Consider the following 24,961-nt stretch of genomic DNA (forward strand, 5'->3'; position numbering starts at 1 on the left):
ATTATATAAATAAGTAAAACGAAAGGAGAATATTGTGAAAAAACGTATTCTATGTATTTTACTCAGCCTGCTCATGGTTTTATCACTGGTTCCGGCGGGTGTATTGGCCCAGGAGGAAGAAACGCCAGTGTCCTATGAGGACTGCGCGGCAGGTGAGGCCATTGTCTGTATGGAGAAGGCTTCGCCGCTCACGCGCAGCGCGGTACCAGGCCTGCTTGCTGGCGCCGAGGTGCTTATGGATCTCTCAAATTTTCCAGCCGCTAGGGCACGCAGCACGTCGGCAGACACCAGCGGCCAGGTGCTGGCATTGGTGCGGGACGAGAGCCGCAGCACTGAGGAGCTCATCGCGGAGCTTAACACCTATCCTCAGGTGGCCTTCGCTGAGCCAAATTACGCCATCTCGTCTATGACGGATGAATCCGGCGCAGCGGAGACTGTGGCACCGGAACCGTCGGCGGTCGAAACCGACAAAACTGTGGTGCCGGAAGCTGCCGCTAATGGAGAAACCAGGGCCGCCGCAGATGAGCCGACTGCCAAAGGCTTGCAGGCAGCGCCTGCCGCCAAGGCGCCCGGCGCTGTCAACACAGCCGATTCCATGACCGATTACCAGTGGGCTTATGACAACACGGGCGACTATTTCAGCTCTTTACCGGGCTTTGACATGCACTATGACGGCTGGAACCAGGATTCCGGCGCTGCCGGCAGTGACGATGTTGTCGTCGCGGTGCTGGACACGGGTGTGGACCACGATAATCCCGATTTAAAAAACAAAATGTGGCGCCGGGGCACTCTGAACCTGCCTGGGGGTGAGCACGGCATCAGCTACGCCAGTGCTGATCCGGCGGATACCTCTGACCCCGACGGCCACGGCACACACTGCGCGGGCATCATCGGCGCAGAATGGAGAAACGGCGGTGTTTCCGGCACTTCTCAGAACGCCAAAATCATGGCCCTGCGCTACGGAAGCTTTATTTCCACTGTGCTTGCGTGCTATGATTACATGGCGTCTGCCATTGATCTTGGCGTTAACCTGAAAGCGGTCAACTGTTCCTTTACCAGCTCTGGCTCTCCAAAATCTCTGGATCTGGCTGTGGAAAAGCTTGGCAAGATGGGGATGCTCTCTGTCTACGGGTCTGCCAACTCGGCAACAGACAATGACCGAACCGGGATTCTGTCCTCCACTTTTATAAATAACCCTTACGCCGTTGTGGTGGACGCCGCCAACGCCTATGGCCTCATGGCCGCTTACAGCTGCTATGGTGAGCGCACCACGGATATCGTGGCGCCTGGCTCCCGGATCCTTTCTACCTGGCTAACAGACAAAGCTCTTTACTATCCGGAATTTTCAGACAATAATCTCTTTTACGAGGGCTTTGAGGGCTCGGATTCCCTTAAATTTTATACCAGCGCTGATCCCTCAAAGGGTGAGCTGTGTGGCGAAATCTCTGGTAAAAAGGTGTATAACGGTAAGAACAGCTTAAAGCTCCAGGGCACCGCAGAGGGGAACGCTGTTTACTCGGAGCCGGTCGACCTGACCCAGGCTTCTGGCTTCGATTCTTCTGAGGCGTATCGCTTTTCTCTGAACGTCGCAGGTGAGGGCGGCCACAGCTGCGGCCAGGCCGAAGTGATGGTCAGGCTGACAGACGGCAGCTTTGCGCTCCTTGGCGATGGTACGTCTCTGGCAAGGGGACGGGACGGCGGCTTTAACAGTTTTAACACTGGCGCCGCTCAGATTTTGCCAAAAAATACAGACTACGCGAATTTCCAGCTCTGCCTGACCTTAAAGGGGCTTGATATGGTCTTCCCCAACGGCCACGGCGAATATGTCTATGAAGACGGCCCTGTCTACATCGACAATCTGGGGATTGGCAGTACCACGCTCCCCTATAATTATTCGGATGGTACCTCCATGGCAACACCCATGATCACCGGCGCGGTGGCGGTACTGGCTGGACGTTACCCGGATGATTCAGCCGCGATGCGCACTGCCCGCACCATCGGCAGTGTCACAAAATACGATGAATTTAAGGACAAATGTGTGTCTGACGGCTTCATCAATCTTGATCAATCCGTTACGGATAACCCATACCCGGTTGTCAACGCTGCGAATATTGCAGAGGATACGGTGACCATTGACGGCTACTTCTTTGGGAAAAACCCAACGGTCACCATTGACGGCAAAGCGGCTGGCATTCAGTCTTCAGAGGCTTTTGAAGACGGCGGCCAGCGGCTGGTGGTTTCACGACCTGCGGATGTGAGCGGCATGGCCCGGGTATCGGTCACTTCTTCTGAAAAAGGTGAGGGACACCAGTCCTACGACTTCGGCAAAGTCAAAAATGTGGATTATTTTGAAAACACGCTGCCTCTGCCGGAAGATCCTGCCTTCTATGATATTGACGCTTACCAGATGGTGGGCTACGGTGATTATCTCTACTGCATCCCCCATTATTATACCTTCCCTGAGCTTGTGGAAAAGCTCTGGCGTTTCAACGTCAACACGAAAGCCTGGGATCAGGTCACGCTGCCTGAAAACACGGTCATGTTCAATGCCACAGCGGTTGTCTGGCAGGATAAGCTCCTGATTTACAGCTACAACACCGGGGTTGAGGATCCGGCTGCCGCGAAGCCGGTCTCCATTGGCATGATTCTGACCTATGACGGCAGCACCTGGACACAGACGCCGGGCTGGAATGACAAAACCTTCCCAAACTCGGCTGCCCTTGTCAACAATGACGGACAGCTGCTGGCTGTGTCTGGCATTTTCAATAACACATTCAACAACACTGTCTATTCCGTCAGTCTTGAAAACCACACGCTCACCCCAATGGGCAATACGCTGCGGGCAGTCTCTGGGCCTCTGGTCAGCGCCGGACATGGGCAGCTCATTGTAACCGGCGGCCTGGAATCGGGCAACCAGAACGGTACTCTGCCAGGTGTGGAACGTCTTACCCTGGATAACGGTGTTTATGTTCCATCCGAGCTGGACATGACAGGCATTAAAACCGGTAATCTGTCCGGCTTTGCCAGTGCGGCGGTCAAGGACGGCTTTATGCTGGTGGGCCCTGAAACCACCGATGCCAGTACCGATACCTATACCCTCGGCACCTCGGGTGGTCTGACGCCTTATAAAAAACGGGTGGACAACGCCGCGCTGGCCAATCCGTCGGCTGCTGCCTATAAGGGGCAGTTTTATGTGCTGGCCCGCACTTACACCTCAGACAGCAACTTTATCTTTAAATCAACGGCGGTACAGACCGAAGAACCGGTAAACCCAGATAATCCGGTGAATCCCGATAACAATAACAGCCAGGCCGCCAATGTGGGCACCGGCATAACAGACACTCTGCCTCTGGCCGGCGCCGCTGTACTGCTTCTGCTCTGCGCCGCAGGTATTATGGTTTGGGCCCGTAAAAAAAGAAAACTCGATTAAAGGAGCATTTTATGAAACAAAAAAAGCATCGTTTTTTAAAGCATCCTATTCTGGCGGCTTTTCTGCTGCCTGTCATTGGGCTTCTGGGCGGCGGGATCATCGGCCAGATCGTCGTGCTGTCCCTCAATGGTTTTGATACTAAAGCGGCGCAGAATACCCTGCTGAGCAATGATCTGCCAGAAATTTTTCTGGCCTTACTTGTCATCCTGATCATGAAACACAGCTATGACAATCAGTTTAAATTCGGCTTCTGGAAAAAGAACCTGAAGCCGAGTATGGTTTTTGCTTCCTGGGGATTTTTGGTCCTTCTCTTGAATATTATTCCCAACCTGTTTTTGGGCACGCCTCTGGAATCCTCCTATGGCCTGCTATTAGCCGTTACGGGCGGCATTGCCCCGGGACTTTATGAGGAGGTTACCTGCCGCGGCGTGGTTCTCTCCAATATGATGTACCAGTGGCGCAATGCCAAAAACCCAATTATGATGTCTCTTCTGGCTTCCAGCATTGCCTTTGGCCTCATACACCTCGTAAATCTGTTTTCCACCGTTGGGCCGACACTGATTCAGGTGGGCTATGCCACAGGTTTGGGTATCTTTTTCGGCGCGGTTTACCTGCGTACCCGCAATCTCTGGGGCCCGGTTGTCGTTCACGCTCTTATTGATATCTCAGCAAAGATTTTTGTGACTGAGGATCCGGTTGCCGGCATTGCCAGCCTTGCTGTTCCTCCAGAGCAGATGTTAGTTGGCATTGCTGTTTTTATCGTCTTTACCTCCATCGGCCTTTATCTGGTGCGCCCTGCCAAGCATGAGGAAATCAAAGCGCTCTGGCGCGAGGATTCCTGGCATCATGAGGTTGCCCCAGAGACGGAAGCTCTATAATTAAAAAGCCGTAACTGTTTCGGGAATAAACAACCAATACCGCATCATTTTTCAAGGCAAAATAAAAAACTTCAGAATAAACATTTCTTATAATATTTATTCTGAAGTTATCTTATTTTTAATCATCTGTTCTTATTCGTGTTCCAGGCTGTAAGCGTCTCGCCGCTGCTTCATTTCGCCAAAACCCTCAAAATATTCATAGGTAGCGTCGATCTTCCCCCCACAATCATTACACGCCATCCAAAATCCCAGCTGGTCTGTTTCCGGATGAACACCTGAAGGCTCTTTACATTGGCATTGCTTTACTTCTTTTTCAATCATCATTTTGGGTAACACTCCTTTCCAACATTACAATACTACACACTACTAAATTTTTACCCAAAATAGCGGATTTAAAACAACTTTCAGCGACTTATTTTAAAACAATCGCTTTAACACAACAGTGTGTCTCTTATTCTTTCTCTTACTCTTTCGCGAAAGGGTCTCACATTAATAAAGCATTGGCCCGTCAAGCTCAGCAAAGAAAGCATTGAGCGTCTCCATTAAATCCATGGTACCATACATGATTTCATATTTATAACGCCCCATGAGCGCCATAACATATGCGCCATAGCCATGCTTCAGCAGGGCCTAAAGCAGTCTCGGGGTCATCTCCATGGGGGTGGGCTGCAGCTGGCCGTATTTATTCATGCTCAAAAGCCCGGCCTCCTCAATAAAGTCCATCATTTCATCCAGCGCCCGGGCATTTTGTTCCGGCATTTCTCCCTGGGCACCGCTCAGATAGCCCACCGCCAGTGTCTCAAAGGCCGTCGGCGGAACAGGCTCCTGAGAATTTTGCTCAATCATGAGCTGGCTGGCTTCATCCAAAAGGCTCATACCAGCGGACTTCAGGTAAACCAGATGCATTAAGAGGTAAAAAAGGTAGTCGGCGCGCATCCGGGCAACAGTGTTGATCAGGATCGTATCTGTAGCATTTAACTCAGGTATCATGGCCAGGATGGGCTCGTGAAGGGTGTTCAAACGTTTATAAAGGGTTACGGCGATCTCGCCGTTCAGGCTTTCATCGCCGGTTTTAAAGGCATCCTGCGCCACTGCCATTTCTTTAAAGGCCTTTTGCTTGAGGGATGGGTTTTCAAGCATCAGCTCTGCGCAGCGTCTCACATACTCGCCGTAAAAGGGCTGGGGCTTTTTGGGCATCTTCTGTTCAACTGCGCATTTGCGCATTTTCTGTTTTGAGTTCCGGGTGCCTTCGTTGTATATATCAAAGTACAGCTTCTTTTTATCCCCATAAATCTGCCACCAGCCAAACTCAAAACGCTCAAACTGGTCATACAGGTAGACATAGTTTATCTTATCAAGACTCAGAGGCTCATCCAGCATCCTCCCCCAGCTCAAGCCAGCCTCTATTTCGCCAAACACCACATTGCAGTAAAAGTGATGAAACCCATCGGAAAGACAGCGGCCTAAAGGTCCGATATCCGTAATATTATAAGATTCTGTGTCAAAGTCCACACCGTCGTACAGGCAGCGGGTCATCAGGTCGTAGGTTTCCCGCACTACCTCAAATACCATGCCGTGCTCAACCTCGTCGGAGTCATCACCGTAATAGGATAGGGCATCCTGACGCATACTGTCAAAATCCAGCCTTTTGGAGGGCAGCAGCTCCATCAGCTCTTCCCATGCCGCATCCCGTTCTGCAAATGCGCACTGGGTATCCCTGCACCGGGCAACCAGTCCGGCAAACTGCGGATCGCTCATGGCAAGCTTCATCTGTGTTTTAACGACGGGGCAGCGCTCCTCCTGTACCTCCAGAATATGGGCAGCAGTCTTCCTGATTTTATCCGATGCTTTCTTACTCAATTCAAACCTTATCATATTACTCTCCATTTAATTATGTGGTACTTTCATTATATTATGCTTTCTGTTAAAAGGCAACGGTTTAATAAAATAAAGCGCTTTTCGCTCCAGAAGCTGGGGAGAAAGGCGCTTATAAAATGACTTTTATTCAAATACGACGATGGCTTCACTGTTCTTAACGCGAAGCGCCGCGGTTTCAAGTATTCTGAAATAATGGTTCAGGTTAACCAGCTCTAAGTAGGCCGCGGCCAGATCCTGGCCGATTGCCAGATCCATGTACTGGGCTTCGGCGCAGACCAGAACGGCTTTTCCTGCCAGCGCGTTTGAACGGTAAACCCGTCCGTCCAGCAGGCTTTTAATACGGTCAATTTCCATGACGCCGGTTCCCGGCTGAATCCGCTGAAGCTTAAAATAAAGATCTGGCCCCATGATCAGGGCGAGACGGCCAAGCATATCCTTTTCGACCAGCATGGACGCGCCGGCGGCGATATTGGCAAAGGCATTCTGCCCTTCTGCCCAGTCGTCCATCTTAATGGTATTGCTGCCGGGTACGGTCAGCAGGCCGTCTACGCCCAGCGCTTTATTTCCAAAGAAAATCAGCTGATCCTCAGCCTTTGCGCTGGCCTGTGCCGCGCGGGCCGCTGCGGAAAGATCCACTGGCACGCCGGTTCTCTCGCTGGCTTCCAGGTCTCTCCAGAATAACGGAAAATCTTCGTACAGCTGTACCAGCTCCACAAATTTTCGTCCTGTGGTCTGCACCACACCGTCCTTAAAGCTTTCATCCTTGTCGCTGCTGTCAACTGCAACTGACTGGGCGCCTGGGCCAAGGGGGCCGTAAAGCGGCAGAAAGCGGCGGCCGACCAGATACTTCTTAAGTGTTTCGACAATGGTTGTATCAATCTGTTCCCAAAGGGCATCGCCAAAAGGCGCGGCTTCTCTTGATAAATAATCCATACGGTCCCTCCTAATCCTCAATCAGGCTGCCGACAGTCGGGCCTTCTGCTGTCTGGGCTTCACTGCTGCCCGATTCAATACCGAGCTCTTCCAGCATTTCGTGGACTTCCCCGGCGCCTTCCTCAAACAGCTCTGCCTCCACAGGGTCCAGATAACGCAGCAGCGTTGTCAGTTCACCCATATGGGCCTTTTCTTCATCACGGATGTCCTCTAACACCTTTTTAGCGACAGGATCGTCTGTCGCCTGCGCATGGGCATCGTATAAATAAATCGCTTCAAGCTCACCTGCTAAATCAAGGCGGATGGCTTGAGCCAGTTCCTTCTTAGTCATTTTTCGTTCCACATTTGCTGCAAATGGATCTCCAAAAGATGGCATAAAAATTCAACTCCCTTCTAAATTTTTTATACTTTAGAATCATTATAACATACTGCGCAGCAAAAAGACAGTTAAATTTAGCTAACTTAATGTTAATTTTAAGACAAACAAAAGACCCCTTCCGCTTGGAAGGGGTCTATGTACTTTCTATTGCGGCTGTGAGGCACCTGTTGCCTGCTGCAGCTGGTTCAATACGTCCTGAAGCTCATTGAGCTTGCTGCCATAACCTGCCCAGTCGCCTGATTTCTGGGCGTTCTGGGCTTCCTGGAACAGCTGGTTTGCCCGGATGGAGAGATCCGCTGCGCTTGTGGCAGAGCTGCTGTTCGGCGTCGCCGTGGAAACGGCGGTATTGGCCCCTGCCGGCGCTTCACCTGCATCGTAATTGAAAATCTGGCCGAGGGCCTGGTTCAGCGAGTCTGCCATGACAATCTCATTCTGATAGCTCACGATCACCTTTTTGACCTCTGGCAGGTTGTTCTCTCCTGCGCTGGCCTGTATATAAATCGGTTCAACATAGATGATGGCATCCTCGATGGGAATGGTCATCAGGTTACCGCGCAGCACTGTGGAGCCCTGCTGGCTCAGCAGTGTCAGCTGCGGGGATATGGTGGTATTCTGGTCGATCCGCTGCTCGATCTGCATGGGGCCGTAAACCAACTGCTGTTTCGGGAACTGGTACAGCAGCAGCTGTCCATAATCGTCCCCGTCCGATACCCCGGCCAGCCAGGCAATCATGTTGTCCTTGTTCCTGGGGGTAAAGGTTGTTGTCAGCATAAACTCAGTCTGCCGGTCCGGCAGCTTCATAATCGTATAGGACGAGTCAATGGGCACCTCCTCCTTGGATGCGCCAAAGAACTGGTTGGCGGTTTCCCACTGGTCCTCGCGGTTATAGAACACTTGAGGATTACTCATGTGGTAGGTTTTATAAATATCGGACTGAATGTCGAACAGGGTTTTGGAGTAACGGATGTGCTCCTTCAGGCCCTTGGGCATCTCAGAAATATCTTTGACCAGCCCCGGAAAAATCTTGCTGTAAGTTTCAAGCACAGGCTCATCGTCTACCTTATAGAAGGTGACGTCACCATTGTAGGCGTCCACCACTACCTTCACCGGGTTTTTAATGTAATTCTTGCCAGTGGTTTTATCATAGGGCTGGGCGTATGGGTACTTGCTGCTGGTGGTAAAGCCATCCACAATCCAGTACTGCTTGCCGTCCGCCAGCGCCATGTAGGGCTTGTTGTCATACTCTAAGAAGGGCGCAAGCTTGGATACACGGTCCATCACATTCCGATTGATGAGAATTTTGCTGTCTGAGGTAATCTCACTGGTCAGCAGCATCTCAGGCGATCCGTAATACAGGGCAAAGGAAATCCGGTTGAGCAGCGACAGCTTAATACCGCCGGTGCCTTCGTAATAGTTTTCCTTATTGTTGTCCCCTTCCGGATAGTCAAATTCTGGATTGGCCGCGTTGGTGACCACATATTTGTAATCCCCCTCGCCAAAATAAACCCTTGGCTGTTCGATTTCAAGGCTCTGGGTATCCGTCACTGGCGGAATATCCTTGACGATAAGCTCTGGCTGCCCCACAGAATTGGTTTTATTCACTGGCGACATGGCAACACCGAAGCCGTGGGTATATTTCAGATGCTGATTCACCCAGGTCTTAGCATCATCCGGCAGAGCCGAATTTTCCATTTCACGCGTTCCCAAAAATACCTGGGTATATTTGCCGTCAACAAAATAACGGTCCACATCCACATCGTAGAACTTATAATAGTTTCGGATCCCCTGCAGCGAATTGTACATGTCCTTGGTTGGTTTCTGGTCATTGATGGGGATATTGCTGATGGTCGCTTCATTTTCCTGAATATCCCGGGCTGTAATGTCCTGGGTCGGTGAAAAATCCTTGATGGTCACTTTGTCCAGGCCATAGGCCTTTTGCGTGCTGGCGATATTCTTTTCAATGTAAGGTGCTTCCTTGGTATACTGGTTTGGCACCACCGACAGGTATTCGTAAGCTGCCTGTCCCACGCCGCCCAGCAGGGCCACGGCAATCAGGAGTACCGGACCGGCTGCCATCATCTTGTAATTTTTGCGGAAGCCCGCAAGCACAGAGGTAACGGCCAGAACCAGACACAGGGCGATCTTCACATAAAGCACCTTCATGCCAATGGTGATGTCCGAAGCGCCTGCACCATAGACCATTCCCGTTCCACCATAGAGCATTTCATAACGGCCGATAAAGCTGCTGAAAGCCAGAAGCAGAAAAAATATTCCCAGGAATACGCCAATCTGCTTGGAGGCCAGGGTCAGGAAGGTGGTAAAAATATCCTTGGCGCCGCTTTTAAAATCGTCCATGCTCTGGGCTGTCTGAATCCGAAAGTCCTTTTCGCGGTACATAACAAAAACAGTATACAAAAGCGTCAGAATGACCATGCCAAAAAAGCAGGTCATAACCACACCGTAAGCGCCCTTCAATAACGGCAGCGTAAAGAAATAAAAGGACAGATCCTTTCCAAACAGCGGATCTGTCGTGCCAAAATCCGTGGCATTGGTAAACTGAAGGATTTCAGACCAGAGGCTGTTGGCAATAAAACCGGTAATCACAGCAGCTGCCACCACTGACAGCACTGCACCGATGGTTTTTTCCCGTTTTGTTCGCACTGCCTGGGTAATACCCAGATAACGTTCCGAAATCTTTTTTAAGAATTTCAGGTAGAAGAAGAGCAGGACCAGCAGCACCACAAATACCGGTGTACCGATCTGCACCTTCGTGACCAGCTCCTTAAAAAAAACGTTGAGATAACCCATTTCACTAAACCAGAGATAGTCTACGTAAAAATGGTTGAGGGACAAAAGAATCGCGAGAACGACCACCACGGCCACCACGACTGTCCAGAAGGCTTTTTTTCCTTTTTTCATTTTCCTTTTCCTTTAAATATAGAAGTTGTAGGATATTATACCACAGATTGCGTACATCCACGGCCATCTTAACGAAATCTTTATGCTATGCTTAATGGATTTAAGCTGTTTTGGCTGGTCTCGGGATAATCTTCCTTATCTTTACAGCAAACACAGCCACTGTCGATACCACCGCGATAAAATCCGCAATGGGCTGTGCCAGAAAAACCCCGGTCATTCCAAGGCCTGTCACCCGGGGGATAATCAAAATCAGTGGAATCAGTAGAATCAGTTTTCGCAGCATGGCCAGAAAGACCGAAACCTTAGCCTGTCCCAACGACAGGAAGGTTTGCTGGCATCCGGTCTGCAATCCCATAATACCAAGGCACATCATAAAAATACGGATCGCCCAGACCGTCAGGCTGGAGAGCTGCGGGTCGGTTGTAAAGATGGCGATGACCACCTCTGGAAAAAATTCCACAATGGCCCAGATTACCATGGACAGCGTAAAGCTGGCCGCAATCATCAAATGGTAGGCCTTGCGCACACGATCGTAGTTTCTGGCTCCATAATTATAGGAAATAATGGGCTGCCCACCCTGGGTCAGTCCCATGAGCGGCATGAGTCCCAGTTGCGAAATACTGCCGATTATGGTCATAGCGCCCACAGCCAGGTCTCCGCCGTAAAACTGAAGCGAGGCATTCAGGGTAATGTTAAGCAGGCTCTCGGTGGACTGCATGATAAAAGGCGATATGCCAAGGGAAATAATCCCCACCACATACTCTTTTTTAAGACGCATTCTGGAAGGCTTAATTTTGATGGTGGTTTTTTTGCCCATCAAAAACCGACAGACCCAGATAGCCGAAACAGCCTGTGAAAGAATGGTTGCCAGTGCGGCGCCCCGGACGCCCATGCCAAACACAAAAATAAAAACCGGATCCAGGATAATATTCAGTACTGCGCCGATAAGTACAGTCAGCATACCGGTTTTCGCAAAGCCCTGTGTATTGATAAAGGAGTTTAAGCCTAAGGTCGCCATCACAAAAATGGTCCCGCACAGATAGATCGTCATATACTGAAGCGCATGCTCAATGGTGTTTTCACTGGCGCCAAAGGCCATGAGCAGCGGCCGCTGGAAGATCAGAAAGAAAGCGGTAAGCACCACTGACAGAATGAGCAGCAGCGTTGCTGCGTTTCCCAGAATCCCCTCAGCGCTGTCCCGGTTCTTTTCTCCAAGATGAATGGCTGCCAGAGGCGCACCCCCCATTCCAATCATCGCCGCAAAGGCTGTAATCAGCATAATGATCGGAAAAGTAATGCCCACCCCGGTCAGGGCCATAGGCCCAACCCCTTCAATATGGCCGATATACATACGGTCAACAATGTTGTAAAGGGCATTGATAACCTGAGCCACAATGGCTGGCAGAGCCAGCTTGAACATCAGCCTGCCTACCGGCATAGTCCCCAGTTCCGTGTTTTTTTCATTGTCCATAATTTAATTTTCTACCTCTTACTATTGAATTTCAAAATCGAAATAAGTGTTGGGATAGGGCTCGTTACCTAAAGTAAAGTGCCACCATTCCTGAAAAAACGGCTCAAAACCGCAGGACAGCATCAGATATTTCAACATCATCCGGTTACGGCTCTGAATTGCCGTAAGATCCGTATAATTACTGTAAGAGCTTTCCTCAAAATAGTCGAAGAAGCCCCCCATGTCCAGTTCCTGTCCATTGCGCATATCCACCACCGTCAAGTCCACTGTGCTGCCCCTTGTATGGGTTGAACGGGCAGCGATAAAGCCTTCGTCAAAAACCTCTGCCCTGGTAAAATCCGGGTAATGGCGGGCCTTGGTTTCGCCGGTTTCCGGCCTGTCCTTCCACCTCAAAAAATGTTCTACAGCTCTCTGAGGCCGGTATCCGTCATACACCCTCAGGCAGTAGCCCTTGGTCATCAGCTTGCTCTGGGCTGCCTTCAACGCATCAGCCGTCTCCCTGGTTACCAGGATAATAGGAGCATTGTAGCCTTCGATCCGTTCGCCGACAAAGTTATCCCCAGAATAATACTTTACATCTGTTTCAATGGTTGGTATATAATCCGCTACATCCACAAAATTGTCTGGACGCACTGTTACGAGTTCATGCATAATTTATTCCTTATTTTTCAGAAGTTTAATGTTTTGAGCACACATCCCACATCGTTTAATTGTACCCGATTTAAAGCATTTTGAAAAGGGGGTTCCTCTATTGTCTTAGATGACTTTATTTCTCTTTTTTACAACGCGCACTAAAAAGGAGCCCTGAAGGACTCCTGAATTTGTTATCATTTTTTAAATTGCGCTTCATCCAGTTCCAGAACCCTGCAGCCATTTGTAAACACCTCGGCCTTTGTCAGCCCGCAGTCTGTCAGATAGCTCAGTTCTTCTCTGGACGCCAGTCCATGTATCACAAGCGACGCGCCGGCGTCACTGCCCAGGGCAATGGTTACGCCAGCCTCGTGGGCCTTTTTCACCTGAAGCTTATGCCCGGTAAAATAGCGCTGTGAAACCTCCCGGTATCGGGAAAGCGGATGGCTTTTATCGCAGCCTGCTATATTGGCAAAAGGCGCCAGTGTCGGTACCCAGACAATATCTTTTTCTTTCATAGCTGCGATGCAGTCTGCATCAATGCAATATCCATGTTCAATGCTGTCTGCCCCAGCTTCGATGGCCATCATAATGCCCTTCGGCGTATTGACATGCACCATCGTCCGCAGTCCGGCGTCATGGGCCCGGTCAATCAGATAGCGGAGCTCCTCATCTGTGAATTCCAGACTGCCAGCCTCTCCAAAATGATCAAAGCTCATAATTCCTGACTGAATAATCTTAATAAAATCAGGCTTACGTTTGAGCAGCTGATCCATTTTTTTACGGCAGGATTCAAAATCGGTAATGGCTTCTCCCAAAAAATCTCCGTAGTGACCTGTTTTATACAGGGCCACCAGCGGTGTTCTGAAGATAATACCAGCATCCTCAGCGATTGGCTTAAAAGCAGTGCCCGCGCCATAAGCGTCACCGCCGTCACGCAGCGCTTTGACATTGTGCTTGCGGTACCGCGCTGCCAGTGACAAAAACCAGCCTTCTCGCTCCGGTGTATCCTCAGACATCAATCCTTTTTTCAGTTTGCCAAAACCACTTAAAGCGCAATGGATATGACAATCAATGACCATTTAAAGAAAAACCTTATTCAGCAATTGCTGCTTCGTATTCAGCTGCATCTACCAAGTCTTCAATACCTTCGTCATCTGTGATCTGAACCTTAACAATCCAGTTTGCATAAGCATCCTCATTAATCGCTTCTGGTTCGTCATCTAAATCCTGATTGGATTCCAGAACCTTAAAAGCGAATGGCGCTTCCAGCGGAGAGGCTTTCTTTCCGGATTCAACAACTGAGAATTCATCCCCACGTTCAAATTCGTCGTCTTCATCTGCAAGCTCTACGAATAAGATATCACCCATTTTATCCTGTGCGAAATCCGTAATACCAATGGTTGCTACATTATCATCAACTGCAATCCAAAGATGTTGTTCCTTATCGTATTTTAATTCCTGTGGTACGTTCATGGTTTTTTCTCCTTAAATATTGTATATTTTGACTTTAATATATCACGATAACGCCATGAGTTCAAGCTAAAAAAGAACTCTCTTTTAAAAAAGGCTCTCTTTTTGAGAGAGCCTCATTTAATTATTTATGAACGGATTTTCCGTGTACGTCGTGCAGTGCTTCCATCAGTGCTTCAGACAGTGACGGATGCGGATGAATAACATCACCCACCTGTTCAGCCGTTAAGCCTAAATGTACTGCCAGACTCAGTTCAGCCAACAGGTCGGTCGCGTGTGGTCCGACAATGGAAGCGCCAACGATCACATCGTTGTTATCCACAATGACCTTTACAAAACCCTGAATTTTACCAATGGCCTGTGCCTTACCTAAAGCTCTGAAATCAAAGGTTCCAAGCTTATATTCGACGCCCTTCTTTTCACAGTCCTTTTCAGTTAAGCCAACGCCGGCAACTTCTGGCTCGGTGTATACGCAGCGCGGTACCGCGGCATAAGTGACATGCTTGTCTGCGCCCATGGCGTTTTCAACAGCGACGATCCCTTCTTTTGAGGCAACGTGCGCCAGCTGAGCTGTCGCAACGATGTCCCCAATGGCATAAACGCCGGGAACGGAGGTTTCCATCTTGTCATTGACAATAATACGACCGCGCTCATCCACTTCAACACCAGCATCCTGTGCACCCAGATTGTCCACAAAACTGCGGCGGCCAATAGCAACCAGCATCATTTCAGCCTCAACGGATTTGCCGTTAGCCAAAGAAGCTTTAACACCATCGTCAGAAACTTCAACTTCAGCCACCCCTACACCGGTGTGTACCTTAATTTTGTCCTTTTTAAACTGACGCAGAAGCTGCTTGGAAACATCCTTGTCTTCATTTGGAAGAATTTGTTCCAGTGCTTCTACAATGGTTACCTTTGTGCCCATGCGGCTCAAGAACTGGCCGATTTCACAGCCGATGACACCGCCGCCAACGATAATAATGGATTCCGGAGCTTTTTCCAGATCCAGCACTTCGTCGGAAGTGATCACCTTTTTCCCGTCATATTTAAACATTCCCGGGCTTACCGGAACAGAACCGGTGGCCAGAATAATTTTATCCGTTTCAATAGTTTCGGTTGAACCATCTTCTTTGGTAACCTCAACGGTATTTTTATCGACGATTTTGCCCGTACCTTTGATCAGGTTTACCTTGTTTTCTTCAAAGAGAAAATGAATCCCTTTGATCAGGCCGTCTTTTACTTTATTTTTACGGTCGACAACCGCTTTGTAGTCAACGCTGACAGTGCCGTCAATGTTAATGCCAAAATCCTTAGCGCTTTCAACAGTTTCCAGAACATCGGAGGCTGCCAGAAAAGCTTTTGTTGGAATACATCCGCGGTTTAAACAGGTACCGCCGACTTCGTCTTTTTCAATACAGGTGACTTCTGCACCCAGTTTTGCAGCCATAATAGCGGCTTCATAGCCACCCGGGCCTGCACCTATTACAGTAATTCTCATCAGTTCACTACTCCTATAAACCAGCTACGTCCAGAATCTTCGGTACGTTTTCTTCTGCGCCGATCGCCATAATGTGAGCACCGTCGCACACGCCCTCTTCCTTCAGCTGCGCTACAAATTCGCCGGCAATTCTAATGCCTTCAGCGGCCTTGTCTTCAGCTTCGGTTAAGCGTTCAATTAAAGCGTCCGGCACAGAGATTCCAGGTACGCTGCGGTTCATGAATTTTGCCATACCGGCAGACTTAAGCGGAATGATACCAGCCAGAACATAGCAGTCCATGTCCTTGGTCAGTTCTTTAAATTCACGCATAACTTCAATGTCAAATACACCCTGTGTCTGGAAGAACTTGGCACCGGCTTTGATTTTATTGCGCATTTTGATCAGCTGTACTTCAATCGGATCAAAAACTGGGGTAACACAAGCGCCCAGGTAGAAATCTGGTGCTCCCTTCAACTCATTACCCGCAAGATCCTGACCGCTCATTAATACTTCAGCAGTCTGAAGAATGGATACAGAATCCATTTCAAATACCGGCTTAGCTTCAGGATTGTCACCTGTGGTGGTGTGGTCACCGGTCAACGCCAGCATATTTTTTACGCCAAAATGACCTGCGGATAACATTTCACCCTGGATGGCAATACGATTGCGGTCACGTCCTGTCATCTGTAAAATTGATTCCAGGCCTTTCTTTTCAAGTTCAACGCACATAGCCAAGGAAGACGCTTTAACGGCAGCAGACTGATAGTCTGTAACATTAACACCCTGCACACGCCCCTTTAACAGGTCGGCAATTTCTAAAATATGGCTGAAATCAGTCCCTTTTGGTGGTGCCATTTCTGCAGTAATCGCAAATTTACCGGCTTCTAATGTCTGTTGTAATAAACTGCTCATCTTATTCACCATCCTTTTCCTGATCTCTTAAATTAATTGTTCTTGGGTAAGCAACTTTTTTATAGCCGCGTAATGGCTGAATTTCTTCAAGTAATTCTTCTTTACCCTGTTCTTTCAATTTTTTATAAATTTCAATCCATGCACAGTCATTTTCAGGAATAACTTCGCATTTTCCGTCTCTGGAGCCACCGCAGGCACCGTTTAATAAGGATTTGCCACAGCGGGTAATCGGGCAGATTGCAGCAGTTCTTCCAAGTACGCAGTCACCGCAGGTTTTACACATTTCTTCAAAGATACCATTGCGGACGGTTTCGCCAACAAACATGGTGTCATTTGCCGGATAGGTTTCTTTTTTAACCCCCTTGGCAACAGTCTGGACTCCATCGCCGCAAGCCATACACAGTACAGCATCTGCGTCGCCCAGCTCACCTTTGATTTCCTTTAACTCTTTTTTGTTTAAAAGCACATTACAGGAAGTTGTTAAAACCTTGGTTGCCAAGACTTCTTTACCTTCGGCTTCCAGTGCAGCTTTCATGGCTTCAACTTCTTCTTCCCCACCGGTTTTACAAACGGTCGCACATTCAGAACAACCAGTGATGACCACTTTCTTTGCATCCTTTAAATATTCTAATACATCTTCAAAAGATTTCTTTTGAGAAATAATCATTTTTACTTCCTCCGTCTATATTTAATCCGCCCGGGGAGATACTCTCCCGGGCTTAATTCCCATTCCTATAAATTGTTCTGCTGTTTGCAGGCTTTAATGACATGCTGTGCCAGAAGAGCGGTGGTGATCGGGCCAGTTCCTCCGCCGCAGCCAGGCGTAGCAGAGGTGATCATTGCAACCTTATCCAGGCAGTCAACGTGGGCATCACCCGTACGGATCTTTTTGCCTTCTTCGTTTAATACAAATTCGCCGTTTTCATCTTTCATCTGGGACATTGCAACGTCAACCAGAATACAGTCTTCGCTTAACATATCCGGTTTAACCAGGCCATAGATACCAGCAGCTGTAACAACAATATCCGCTTTTTTTGTATAAGACGGTGTGTCTTTTGTGAACACATGACACATGGTCACTGTTGCGAATTCATTGGTCAGCATAATTGCCAGCGGTTTTCCAAGAACATTTGAGTTGTTGATAATGACAACATCTTTACCTTTAACATCAATTTCATAGTGCTTCAGCAGCTCCATAACGCCTTCTGCTGTACATGGGAAGAAGCCTCTTTCATCCGCAATCATTAATTTACCAAGGTTTGTTGGATTTAAAGCATCCGGGTCTTTTTCCGGGCTTAAGATATATTTGATTTCTTCTTCATCCAGCTGTTCTGGAAGCGGTTTAAAAATCAAAACCGCATGGATATTTTTGTCATCATTAAGCGTTTTTAATTTTGCTACAAAATCAGCCTGTGTTACATCTTCAGGGAATTCTACAGATTCCACTTCAATGCTTGATTTGCCCATTCTGGTAATAATACTCTTTTCATAAGAGATAGACCCTGGGTCTGCGCCAACACGCATAATTGCCAGTTTAGGCTGAACGCCTCCGGCAATCAGGGATTTTGCATCCTCCAGAACCTTTGCTAACATGGACTCACTTACTTCTTTACCACTTAATAATTTTGCTGCCATAATTTTCTCCTGAATTTATTTTTTAAATTTTAGTTTTAAGACAACTGTTTTTCCACTTCGGCATAAACAGTGTCGCAAATTGCAATACCATCTTCCAGCATAGGCTTCAGCTCATTTTCAACAGAAGCCACATAGTCTCTGTCCTTCATGGTCTTGATGTTGATTAAAACATTCAGCCAGCCGCTGATCATTGCTGCGCGCAGGCATTGTACCCCAACGCCAACGTCAGAAATAGCCAAAGCGGAACCCTTGTGGACAAGTTCTTCGTGAAGCTTGATGCTCTTATAGCATACACGAACAATCTCAATGGGTACGCCGCAGGCTACCTTTGTACATTCTTCCATTACTTCTGCCTTATGTGCCTTTTGCTCTTCCGTTTCTGTCGGAAGGCTGTAAGCCTTGGCCAGAGGCGCGAAATTTTCGGCATCCTGATCAATCATCGCCATCAGCTGATCCTGTAATGCCTGTGCTTCGCCAAGAATTCTCTGGATATCTTCTTCATATTCAGCATATTTTTTCTTACCGGTGGTCAGATTGCCGACCATTCCTGCCAATGCTGTACCAATGGCGCCTACCAGTGCCGCTGCACCGCCGCCTCCCGGAACAGCACTTTTACTGTAAAGTACTTCGACAAATTCTGTACATTTTTTGTCTGCGATTCCCATAGTGTTTCCTCTCAAAATTTATGTTCTTTAATTAAGGTTCACATTTTTCATAAAAAAATTTTTGTCTGAAAATGCGAATGGGGAGGAGTCGAACCCCTCCCCCAGACTGCCAATGTAGCGAAAGCAGTCAAATTTTTTATTTAATTTTGTATTTCAGTTTTCTAGAATAAGCCAGAGATTACGCCGTTTTCATCAACATCAATACGTTCTGCTGCCGGCTCTTTTGGTAACCCTGGCATTTTCATAATTTCACCGGTTAAGCATACAATAAAGCCTGCACCTGCGGAAATACTTGCCTGACGAACAGTGATTCTGAAACCAGTCGGACGGCCCAGCTTAGTCTGATCATCCGTTAAGGAGTACTGTGTCTTAGCCATACATACCGGAACTTTGTCAAAGCCCAGTTTGGTTAATTTTGCAATTTCAGCATCCGCTTCCGGAGTATAGTCTACACCGTCAGCGCCATAAATCTTAGTAGCAATGGCATTGATCTTATCTTTGATACTCATGTCATCTTCATAAGAGAACTGGAAGCTGTTTTCGCCTTCTTCGCAGAGACGAATAACCTCGTTGGCAACTGCGATACCGCCTTCGCCGCCTTTTGCCCATACTTCGGACAGCGCAACGTTAACGCCAAGTTCTCTACATTTGTCTTCTACTAATTTTAATTCTGCTTTGGTATCTAATGGGAAGCGGTTGATCGCAACAACTGCAGGTAATTTGTAAACCTGAGTAATGTTTTCAACATGCTTCAATAAATTTGGAAGACCTGCTTCCAAAGCTTCTAAGTTTTCGTTGTTTAATTCGTCCTTTGGAACTCCACCGTTGTATTTCAGCGCTCTTACAGTTGCGACGATAATAACGGCGTCTGGTTTCAAACCAGCCATACGGCATTTGATGTCCAGGAATTTTTCTGCGCCTAAGTCTGCACCGAAACCAGCTTCTGTTACAACATAATCAGAAGCAAAATGCATTGCCATCTTAGTAGCGATTACAGAGTTACAGCCATGAGCGATGTTTGCAAATGGTCCACCATGTACAAAAGAAGGTGTTCCTTCCAGTGTCTGTACCAGATTTGGCTTCAAAGCATCTTTTAATAAAGCAGCCATTGCACCGTTAGCTTTTAACTGACCAGCGGTAACCGGTTCATCATCGTAAGTATAGCCAACAATGATACGGCCCATTCTATTTTTCAGGTCAACAATGTCACTTGCCAAACAGAAAGCTGCCATAATTTCAGAGGCAACAGTAATGTCAAAACCATCCTGACGAACTGCACCGTCACCTTTTTTACCAAGACCATCGACGATGTTACGCAACTGACGGTCATTCATATCAACGCAACGTCTCCATGTAATTCTCTTAGGATCAATGTTTAATTCATTTCCCTGATGAATGTGATTATCAAGCATTGCAGCTAAAAGGTTGTTTGCTGCACCAATCGCATGGAAATCGCCTGTGAAATGCAGGTTAATGTCTTCCATCGGAACAACCTGAGCATAACCGCCGCCAGCGGCGCCGCCTTTAACACCAAAAACTGGTCCTAAGGAAGGTTCTCTTAAAGCAACGAGTGTGTTTTTGCCCAATTTAGAAAGAGCATCTGCAACGCCAATTGTTGTTGTCGTTTTCCCCTCACCAGCAGGCGTCGGATTAATTGCAGTTGTTAAGATTAGTCTTGCTTTCTTTCCGGTTTCCCGTTTTAACAAATTATAATCGACTTTAGCTTTATATTTACCATATAATTCTAAGTCATCCTCTGTTAAACCCAACTTGGCAGCAATCTCACGAATGTCTTGTGGTTTAGCTTCCTGTGCAATTTCGATGTCTGATTTGAAACCCATTTTTAAATCCTCCAATACTTTGATAAATTTTTAACATTTCTTACTTCATATTCTAAAGCATTTTACGAAAAAAATCAAATACAAAGTAAGATAAATTTTCTTTTTTTTAAGGCTGTTTAGCGTTTACACTTGTATATTCCTGTATTACCTGTATATGCTTATATATACAAACTTGTTACAAAACGTGTTGACTTTCATATATTTACATAAATTTTTAACATTGTATATTCATGTACTTATATGTAAATAGTTGTATATACAGACTTGGCTAAAAAAAGATTTTTTCGACTAACCATATTTAAAATACGCTTAATCTCATTTCCATATTCACATTTCCGTCAGTGCCTCTCACCATTTCCCTTAGTTATGAAGACTTGACGTTTACAATCTGCCCGCCGATTATGTCTGGGTACTATTATATATAATATGCCACTTCTTGCTTATGGTTAAATCATACCACGTAAAAAAAGGCTTGTCAATGCTTTTATAGCAATATTTTAAAATAAATCGCCGTTAGATTGATAGATAAATATCAAACAAACTTATCGTAAAAATTTCATGAAAACGATTTTGAAAGAAAAAAATTAAAAGAGACAAATCGACAAATCACAGCCCGCCAATGTTGTCTCTCTTAACTAAGAAATGTTATATACTTAAAATTCATCAAGTATCAGCACAATTAAAAGTAGGATGGGTTAAAGATTATTTCGCCTGAACTGGTCCAATCTTGCCCTGTCTGAAAGCCTTGCTGTATTTTCTGCAAAGTCTGTCGTTTCCTAATAAAGCGTCTGTTGCGAAAATTGCGCCCATCATGTCGCGGCTTGTCGGATCCATAACAGCAGAGTCCATACCCACGAACATAGATAAGGTCATAAAATTCTGATTCATTAATTTTCTGGCTGGTAAGCCGAAAGAAATGTTACTTAAGCCTGAGGTAATATGAATGTCAGGATAAATTTCTCTGATTCCTTCGATTTCTGCTTTGAAGTTTAAGAAAGAATGGTTTTCTGTTGATAAAGCCATTACACAAGGGTCAATATGAATTCTGTTTGGTGTCAGATTATGCTTTTTAGCTTCTTCAACCATCATTTTAGTTAATTCAACTTTCTTTTCAACAGTGTTTGGAATACCGGCATTGTCACAGGTCATGGCAACCAATTCCCATGCTGGATCTGCATCGTCAAACAATGGTAAAAGAACGTCCATTTTGTTACCTTCGCCGGAAACAGAGTTTACCAGACCTGGTTTTTTACATAATGGGAAAACAGCTTTCAAAATTTCAGGGTCCGGGCTGTCAATACACAGTGGTGTTTCAACGGCTTCCTGTACAATGTCCATCATCCATTTTAAGGATTCCAGTTCAATTTCAGGAGCTGTACCAGCACATACGTCAATGTAGGTAGCACCGGCTTCTGCCTGAGCAATTGCTCTGTCTCTAATGAATGCTTCGTCTTTTTCTTCAATGGCTTTTTTAACCACTGGAATCGCACCGTTCAGTTTTTCTCCAATAATAATCATCATAATCCTCCTCTGACAGCGTTTACTTCGCCGCTACTCAAATAAATGTACATACAAGTCTTACCTGTATATACAGATATATCATATACATAGGGTACCACGTTCAGAAACCGTTGTCAATATTTTTTCACAAATTGTTTAAAAATTTACCCTTTCTTCCTGAACCCCTGATTTTTCTTATTGCAAATTTAAGGAATCTGTATTGTAAAATCAGCTATGAAAGCGTATAATTAAAACGATTAAAGATGATGTTTACCTGTATATACATAATTTTCAATATTAATAAAGGAGATTTATCATGCGCGTATTGTTCCCATTACTTGAGGAAGAAATAGAAGTGTCTCAGGACAGTTTGATTTCTGATGTCTGTGCTTCCATTGGTCTGCCCTTAAACCTTGTGTGCGGCGGAAAGGGACGCTGTAAAAAATGCCTAGTTAACATTAAGGAAAATGGAGAAATGAAAGAGGTATTGGCCTGCCAGTATTCTGTTTCTGACGGAATGGAGATTTATGCTTCCCGTGAGCAGGCTGCCAGCCAGATCCTTGAAACCTCATCCAACAGCGACCTGCCTTTTGATCCAATTGTAAAATGCTATTCATTAAATTATACCGATCTTGTTACGCCTATGTGTACCTATGATCTGGATGTTTTGCGCAAACTCATACCGCAAACTCTTGACACGCCGGACTATTCTGTTTTAAAGCATTTTTCAGAGGTTTACTTTCTGGAAGGTTATGAAAAGCTGCATGTTATCGTCTCCGGCAACAGGATCATTGATTTTATCCCTTCTAATGAAACGGAAAAACCCATTTATGGCATTGCCTTTGACATTGGCACCACCTCTGTTGTCGGTTACCTCTATGATATAACAAGCGGATGCCTGTTAAACCAGCATTCCATGCTTAACAAACAGATTGCTTTTGGGGGAGATGTTATCAGCCGCATTGACTATGCCGGCGAATCGCCGGAAAGCCTGCATAAAATCTACGAAGCCATCATGGAAACTCTGACTGAGATTATCACTCAGGTATGCAAAAAAGCGTCGGTCGATACGAACGATATTTATCAGACTGTTTATTGTGGAAACAGCACCATGGCCCACTTGTTTCTGGAACTCAATCCAAAGCATCTTGGCCTGGCACCATTCCTCGGGTTCTGCAAGGATGCCATATCCCTCAAAGGTATGGATACACCGCTTCCGATTAACCCTAAGGGTACGGTTACCTTTATGCCGCTGCTCGGCGGTTTCGTAGGGGCAGATACCACAGCGGTTCTTTTGGGCCTGCCACGCGATAAAAAAATGCGGCTAATGATTGACCTTGGTACAAATGGTGAAATCGCCGTCGGAAACTGTGACAAGTTCTATGTCGCTTCCACCGCATGCGGACCGGCTCTTGAGGGCGCAGGCCTGACTATGGGAATGCGCGGTACTACAGGAGCCATTGAAAAGGTTGGCTGTGAAAATGGCAAAATCACTTATTCTGTCATCGGTAAAACAGCTCCTCAGGGCTTCTGCGGCTCTGGCATTGTTGACGCCATCGCCATGCTGTTTCGTGAGGGACTCATCGCCAAACGGGGCAACTTCATTAAAGGTGATGCTTTAGATGCCCACCCTATGAAAAATCGCTTTGGCGTGGATGAAAATAATCAGCGGTATTTTAAAATTGTAACTGCCAGTGAGCATCCTGAAGGCAAAGACATCATTATCACACAAAAGGACGTCCGCGCTGTCCAGCTCGCAAAAGCTGCCATTTACACGGGCTGCTGCCTGCTCTCTGAAAATTACGGTATCAAAGGCAGTGATCTTGAAGAAATTGTCATTGCCGGCGCCTTCGGAAACTACATTGACGTTCATAATGCACAATTTATTGGATTACTGCCAAAAATCGAAGGTGTTCCTGTACGTTCCATCGGCAACGGGGCAGGCACTGGGGCACAGTTGTATCTGCTGTCAAAGAAAGAGGCTGATATCTGTAATGCTATCCCGACCATCACCACCCATATTGAGCTGGCAACAGACCCCAAATTTGTCGAGACCTATATGATGAATACCATGTTCGGGGATAATGTGATGATTTAATTCTGAACACAAAAAGACGAAGCTGAACACGCTTCGTCTTTTTATTTTCAATCCAGTTTTCTTTTCCCGGCAGCTTCTGCAATCCCCTCAATAATTTCATCAATGCCTTTCTGGTAGTCTTCCAATGTTTCCTTCCAGTGCATCATACATTCCAACCCGGCGGGTGTGATGGAAAAGACCCTTTTTCCCATGTTCTCATTGTCTGCAATGTCGATATGCGAAACGATAAGCCCCTGCTGTTCCATATTTTTAAGGGTTCTGTAAAGACCGGAGGCATCCGGTTTTTTATCCTTCCACAGATAAGTGCCAGCCAGCTTTGATAAAATGCTGTAGCCATGGTCGTCCTGTTCTGAAAGAATGGTCAGGATCACAGGCTGTATAAAACGGGTCAGGGTTCCGCCTTTACAGGCGCACACTCTTTTAATACTCTTCATTCGATTCCTCCATTATTGGATTAAGTCTTATGCTCGCTAATAAAAGTATACGTCATTTTTAATTTTTTGTAAAGATCCACATAATCAAAAAGCCCCGTTGATCACGGGGCATCTGTAAAATCAATCAATGGCTTTATTATCCATAATATAGGATGCTACTGCATCTGTCGTAATAACCAATGTCTGTGTATACTGGTTTTCCAATTGTTTTTCTCTTAGTTCCTGTTTGTCAATTTTTGATATCGTCAATTTTTGTTCAGGCAGCATACTGACACCGGTCAGGCTGCTGAGCCTTCCCATCTCTCTAAAGAACAGGAAACCAAAAAGACTAAACATAATGATTGCTACCAAAGCCAGTGTTACGTAAAACGGACGTGTCTTTCTTGCGGGTTTCGTTTCCATTAAAA

General features: G+C 46.6%; 21 protein-coding genes. 3 read left to right on the forward strand and 18 right to left on the reverse strand.

Features of this window, described 5'->3' with window-relative positions; translation table 11 throughout:
- The first annotated feature begins 34 nt into the window (after nt 1-34).
- Nucleotides 35-3,430 (forward strand): S8 family serine peptidase, encoded by a 3,396-nt coding sequence (locus BUC22_RS14105; RefSeq protein WP_013378728.1) that lies wholly within the window; start codon nt 35-37, stop codon nt 3,428-3,430.
- 11 nt (nt 3,431-3,441) lie between these two features.
- Nucleotides 3,442-4,308, forward strand: a complete 867-nt coding sequence (locus BUC22_RS14110; protein ID WP_013378727.1) for a CPBP family intramembrane glutamic endopeptidase — start codon at nt 3,442-3,444, stop codon at nt 4,306-4,308.
- A gap of 132 nt (nt 4,309-4,440) precedes the next feature.
- Here BUC22_RS14110 and BUC22_RS14115 read toward each other — a convergent pair whose 3' ends face one another.
- The 16 genes from BUC22_RS14115 to BUC22_RS14190 form a co-directional block, all read right to left on the reverse strand.
- Nucleotides 4,441-4,632 carry a hypothetical protein gene (locus tag BUC22_RS14115; RefSeq protein ID WP_013378726.1) on the reverse strand — a complete coding sequence of 64 codons (192 nt, stop codon included), beginning with the start codon at nt 4,630-4,632 and terminating at the stop codon, nt 4,441-4,443.
- 306 nt (nt 4,633-4,938) lie between these two features.
- Nucleotides 4,939-6,183: a BrxA family protein gene (locus BUC22_RS14120; RefSeq protein ID WP_013378724.1), complete on the reverse strand. Its 1,245-nt coding sequence runs from the start codon at nt 6,181-6,183 to the stop codon at nt 4,939-4,941.
- 126 nt (nt 6,184-6,309) lie between these two features.
- Nucleotides 6,310-7,119, reverse strand: a complete 810-nt coding sequence (locus BUC22_RS14125; RefSeq protein WP_013378723.1) for a family 1 encapsulin nanocompartment shell protein — start codon at nt 7,117-7,119, stop codon at nt 6,310-6,312.
- Between the two features lie 10 nt (nt 7,120-7,129).
- Nucleotides 7,130-7,495, reverse strand: coding sequence for a demethoxyubiquinone hydroxylase family protein (locus BUC22_RS14130; RefSeq protein WP_013378722.1), 366 nt, complete (start codon nt 7,493-7,495; stop codon nt 7,130-7,132).
- Nucleotides 7,496-7,642: 147 nt separating this feature from the next.
- Nucleotides 7,643-10,417 (reverse strand): UPF0182 family membrane protein, encoded by a 2,775-nt coding sequence (locus BUC22_RS14135; RefSeq protein WP_013378721.1) that lies wholly within the window; start codon nt 10,415-10,417, stop codon nt 7,643-7,645.
- Between the two features lie 100 nt (nt 10,418-10,517).
- The gene (locus BUC22_RS14140; protein ID WP_013378720.1) at nt 10,518-11,888 is read right to left on the reverse strand and encodes an MATE family efflux transporter; all 1,371 of its coding nucleotides are present in this window, start codon (nt 11,886-11,888) and stop codon (nt 10,518-10,520) included.
- Between the two features lie 21 nt (nt 11,889-11,909).
- Entirely contained in the window at nt 11,910-12,539 is a 630-nt protein-coding gene (locus tag BUC22_RS14145; protein ID WP_013378719.1) for a M15 family metallopeptidase, read from the reverse strand.
- A 176-nt stretch (nt 12,540-12,715) separates the two neighbouring features.
- On the reverse strand, nt 12,716-13,537 hold the full coding sequence (locus BUC22_RS14150; protein ID WP_242946564.1) for an amidohydrolase family protein: 822 nt from the start codon (nt 13,535-13,537) through the stop codon (nt 12,716-12,718).
- A 76-nt stretch (nt 13,538-13,613) separates the two neighbouring features.
- A complete protein-coding gene (gcvH, locus tag BUC22_RS14155) occupies nt 13,614-13,994 on the reverse strand; it encodes a glycine cleavage system protein GcvH (RefSeq protein ID WP_013378717.1) in 381 nt (126 codons plus the stop codon).
- Between the two features lie 121 nt (nt 13,995-14,115).
- Nucleotides 14,116-15,489: a dihydrolipoyl dehydrogenase gene (lpdA, locus tag BUC22_RS14160; protein WP_013378716.1), complete on the reverse strand. Its 1,374-nt coding sequence runs from the start codon at nt 15,487-15,489 to the stop codon at nt 14,116-14,118.
- A gap of 13 nt (nt 15,490-15,502) precedes the next feature.
- The gene (locus BUC22_RS14165) at nt 15,503-16,381 is read right to left on the reverse strand and encodes a methylenetetrahydrofolate reductase (protein ID WP_041689994.1); all 879 of its coding nucleotides are present in this window, start codon (nt 16,379-16,381) and stop codon (nt 15,503-15,505) included.
- A 1-nt stretch (nt 16,382) separates the two neighbouring features.
- Nucleotides 16,383-17,048, reverse strand: a complete 666-nt coding sequence (locus tag BUC22_RS14170) for a methylenetetrahydrofolate reductase C-terminal domain-containing protein (protein WP_013378714.1) — start codon at nt 17,046-17,048, stop codon at nt 16,383-16,385.
- A 65-nt stretch (nt 17,049-17,113) separates the two neighbouring features.
- On the reverse strand, nt 17,114-18,016 hold the full coding sequence (locus BUC22_RS14175; RefSeq protein WP_013378713.1) for a bifunctional 5,10-methylenetetrahydrofolate dehydrogenase/5,10-methenyltetrahydrofolate cyclohydrolase: 903 nt from the start codon (nt 18,014-18,016) through the stop codon (nt 17,114-17,116).
- A 35-nt stretch (nt 18,017-18,051) separates the two neighbouring features.
- Entirely contained in the window at nt 18,052-18,681 is a 630-nt protein-coding gene (locus tag BUC22_RS14180; RefSeq protein WP_013378712.1) for a cyclodeaminase/cyclohydrolase family protein, read from the reverse strand.
- A 161-nt stretch (nt 18,682-18,842) separates the two neighbouring features.
- Entirely contained in the window at nt 18,843-20,522 is a 1,680-nt protein-coding gene (locus BUC22_RS14185) for a formate--tetrahydrofolate ligase (protein ID WP_013378711.1), read from the reverse strand.
- Nucleotides 20,523-21,224: 702 nt separating this feature from the next.
- Nucleotides 21,225-22,040: a methyltetrahydrofolate cobalamin methyltransferase gene (locus BUC22_RS14190; RefSeq protein ID WP_013378710.1), complete on the reverse strand. Its 816-nt coding sequence runs from the start codon at nt 22,038-22,040 to the stop codon at nt 21,225-21,227.
- A 298-nt stretch (nt 22,041-22,338) separates the two neighbouring features.
- On the opposite strand from BUC22_RS14190, the gene ramQ reads away from it, so the two are divergent.
- Nucleotides 22,339-24,120, forward strand: coding sequence for a corrinoid activation enzyme RamQ (gene ramQ / locus BUC22_RS14195; RefSeq protein WP_013378709.1), 1,782 nt, complete (start codon nt 22,339-22,341; stop codon nt 24,118-24,120).
- A gap of 47 nt (nt 24,121-24,167) precedes the next feature.
- Here the strand turns inward: ramQ and BUC22_RS14200 are convergent, their stop codons facing one another.
- Entirely contained in the window at nt 24,168-24,554 is a 387-nt protein-coding gene (locus tag BUC22_RS14200) for a PadR family transcriptional regulator (protein ID WP_013378708.1), read from the reverse strand.
- A gap of 120 nt (nt 24,555-24,674) precedes the next feature.
- Nucleotides 24,675-24,956 (reverse strand): hypothetical protein, encoded by a 282-nt coding sequence (locus BUC22_RS14205; RefSeq protein WP_013378707.1) that lies wholly within the window; start codon nt 24,954-24,956, stop codon nt 24,675-24,677.
- Nucleotides 24,957-24,961: the final 5 nt, after the last annotated feature.

The sequence above is a fragment of the Eubacterium callanderi genome, assembly GCF_900142645.1.
In the GTDB taxonomy this organism is placed as follows: Bacteria; Bacillota; Clostridia; order Eubacteriales; family Eubacteriaceae; genus Eubacterium; species Eubacterium callanderi.